Here is a 1269-nt window from a genome sequence, read left to right as displayed (position 1 = left end):
ATTTTAAATTCTTCAGGGTAGCGTTTACCGCTCATAAGCACCTCTCTTTTCAGTTAGTTTATCTAACTGAGAGGCGTCTAGGAAATTAGTGGCGATTCAGTTGCTTGTTCTCGTGTACCCATTACAGTGCCATTTTTTACCTTTTTTCTATGGTGATGTAATTCGAGCCATACTTCAAATACTAAATCACTTCCATCATACTTATTAATTAGTTGTTAAAGACTTATGAGGCAACTTCGAATAACAAGCTAAGCGAAACGTCTGGCCACTTTTTGTTCGGGATAGCGTACTTCAAACTCCTCATCGTGAAGCCAATCTATTGCCTCCTCGATACTATTAAAATGCCGTAATTCAAATTTGTTACTTTCTGATACCAACATTTTATTTAGCTGATATTCTTTAAGCATATTTCTACTGTAGACATGCGCAGCGCAAGCGAGATTGTTGTTATTACACCAATGCGCCAAGTCTTTGATGATCGGCTCGATTTCAGGTGTGCCCAGTACCCAATTGTCAAGATATACAATGTGTGCCCAACGGTCGTGCAACAGCATAGAGGCGTGTTTGATAAACTCTGAACGGTAGCGAGCTGCCACAGAACCATTCCACAAGCCGGTTACACTGGCACTCAAAACATTATCACTACGCCATATTTCGAAACTGCCCTTCTCTTTCATGGTATGAATCCCCTCCACCGTTTCTGAATAGAAGTATAGTTGAAGATAACCATGCCTGACGGCAAAATATTCTATATCCGTATCTAATTACACCTTTAAAACAAGACGCCAATCACAAACTTTTGCTTCCTCAATGCCAGTAATTCAGTTAGTTTAGTGACATTAGCCGCGGCGAGACCAACATCGTTATACAACCGTTTGTTTTGCCAACTTGCTTAGCCACTTCACATTAATAATAACTATTTGGCAGCACGTTACACCGGACGTTTAAGTGCTTGAGAGTGTTAACAATGCATTTAAGATGTCTGTTGCTTTGTTTAATTTTCGGTTTACTATCGCTACCTGCATATGCGGTTGAGCGAGACCAAGCTATTATCGATTTATCGCAACATAAAGCCCTTGCAGCTGGCAAATACGCCAACTTTTTTCAAGAATCTTCCGCCCCCCTTACCTTACAACAAGCAATCGAACAGTTTGATTCTGCGCCTTTAAAGGGGTTCTAGGGATTTTCCCCTCTAAAAAGACATAATCCTCTGTAGACCACACCAATAAATGGCTGCGGAGGTGGTTTACTTTCAGCTTGGAGCCTAAT

1 protein-coding gene is annotated in these 1269 nt (G+C 40.9%); it reads right to left on the bottom strand.

Annotation, left to right across the window (positions count from 1 at the left end; translation table 11 throughout):
* Positions 1 to 248: 248 nt before the first annotated feature.
* Positions 249 to 677 (bottom strand): hypothetical protein, encoded by a 429-nt coding sequence (locus tag LHL20_RS20935; protein ID WP_226434692.1) that lies wholly within the window; start codon positions 675 to 677, stop codon positions 249 to 251.
* Positions 678 to 1269: the final 592 nt, after the last annotated feature.

The organism is Alteromonas sp. McT4-15, assembly GCF_020515205.1.
In the GTDB taxonomy this organism is placed as follows: domain Bacteria; phylum Pseudomonadota; class Gammaproteobacteria; order Enterobacterales; family Alteromonadaceae; genus Alteromonas.
The sequence above is the reverse complement of the archived record's forward strand: the minus strand, read 5'-3'. Positions and strand labels throughout refer to the sequence as shown.